Annotated in this window: 1 protein-coding gene; it reads left to right on the top strand. The window is 59.1% G+C overall.

Annotated elements, in window-relative coordinates:
• On the top strand, nt 1-411 hold a 411-nt coding region (locus tag EN750_RS38915), incomplete at both ends, for an ATP-binding protein (protein ID WP_189526894.1).

The following is a 411-nucleotide window of genomic DNA, read 5'->3' as shown; positions in this document are numbered from 1 at the left end:
GTCCTGTTCGATGACCGTTTCCTGGACAAATATGCAGGGCCGATCATTTCCGATCCTGCAGTGGCCATCGTTGAACTTGTCGCGAATGCTTGGGACGCCTACGCGACCAAGGTGGATATAGTCTGGCCCAAGCGCAGCCAAGACATCCGATTTTCCATCACTGACAACGGCAAAGGGATGACCCCGGCGCAGTTCGAGAGGCGTTGGAATACGCTTGACTACAATCGCCTTGCCGACGAGGGCACCAAGTCGGGGCCGCCCGAGGATCTGTCAGACTCCCCTCCCCGAAACCCGTATGGCCGCAACGGTAAAGGCCGCCATGCGGCCTTCAAGTTCTCCGACCCTTACACGGTGCGCACCTGGCGGGACAGCGTCGAAACCGTCTACGAAGTTCGTCGCGGTGTCACCCAA

It is taken from the genome of Mesorhizobium sp. M7A.F.Ca.ET.027.03.2.1 (assembly GCF_003999175.1).
GTDB lineage: Bacteria > Pseudomonadota > Alphaproteobacteria > Rhizobiales > Rhizobiaceae > Mesorhizobium.
The sequence above is the reverse complement of the archived record's forward strand: the minus strand, read 5'-3'. Positions and strand labels throughout refer to the sequence as shown.